Origin of the sequence: Candidatus Nitrosotalea sp. FS (assembly GCF_011319475.1) — an archaeon.
GTDB lineage: Archaea > Thermoproteota > Nitrososphaeria > Nitrososphaerales > Nitrosopumilaceae > Nitrosotalea.
In genome coordinates this window covers 1-995 of sequence record NZ_RCMC01000197.1, presented here as the reverse complement: position 1 = coordinate 995, position 995 = coordinate 1, and the positions used below count along the sequence as shown (strand labels likewise).

The 995-nt window shown below is 42.1% G+C and carries 1 protein-coding gene and 2 pseudogenes; all 3 read left to right on the top strand.

The annotated features are described in order from the left end of the window. Window positions 1-155: 155 nt before the first annotated feature. Window positions 156-386: pseudogene (locus tag DYY66_RS07200) on the top strand (cobalt-precorrin-5B (C(1))-methyltransferase); the annotation flags it as partial. Window positions 387-429: 43 nt separating this feature from the next. Continuing rightward, window positions 430-767: pseudogene (locus DYY66_RS07195) on the top strand (cobalt-precorrin-5B (C(1))-methyltransferase); the annotation flags it as partial. Between the two features lie 162 nt (window positions 768-929). Continuing rightward, on the top strand, window positions 930-995 hold a 66-nt coding region (locus DYY66_RS16265), incomplete at its 3' end, for a hypothetical protein (RefSeq protein WP_394352603.1).

The window sequence follows — 995 nt, the reverse complement described above, 5'->3', positions numbered from 1 at the left end:
AAGATTATGAACACAACCAAGAAAAGGAAGGCTCACCCATGAGCACCCACATCATACTTTATGGAGGGCTTGGAGCAATGGCCCTCTGGATAATTTTGTCAACCATATTGAAATAACATCAACGGATTAATACGCAAAGAAGCTTAAGTCATTTCATGTCAGAAGAGGACAAGCCAAAGGGAAAGATGCGAACAGGCTTTACCACCGGAACATGCGCAACTGCTGGCGCAAAGGCCGCACTGCTTTCAATCATGAACCAAACCAAGACAGACTCTATAGATGTGACATTGCCAAAAAAATCACAGATCAAAATAAAAATCAATGATTGCAAATTTTCAAACAATACCGCTACGTGCATCGTGATAAAAGATGGGGGAGATGACCCANTAAAATCAATGGATTAATACGCAAGAAATCCAAAGTCATTCCATGTCAGAAGAGGACAAGCCAAAAGGAAAGATGCGAACAGGTTTTACCACCGGAACATGTGCAACTGCTGGAGCAAAGGCCGCACTGCTTTCAATCATGAACCAAACCAAGACAGACTCTATTGATGTTACACTGCCAAAAAAATCACAGATTAAAATAACAATCAAGGATTGCAAATTTTCAAACAATACCGCTACATGTATTGTAATAAAAGATGGTGGAGATGACCCTGATGTAACTCACGGAGCAGAGATAGTAACTCAGGTAACACTTGCTGGAAAACCTGGAGAGATAGAAATTGACGGTGGAGAGGGAGTTGGCAGAGTTACAAAACCAGGNACCCTGATGTAACTCACGGAGCAGAGATAGTAACTCAGGTCACACTTGCTGGAAAACCTGGAGAGATAGATATTGATGGCGGAGAGGGAGTAGGCAGGGTTACAAAACCAGGACTGGGACTAGACATTGGCTCTGCTGCAATAAACCCAACACCGAAAAAAATGATCCGAGAAAACATTTCAGAGATTGCAAAAGACATTCTTGCAAGAAACGGAATCAAGGTTTTG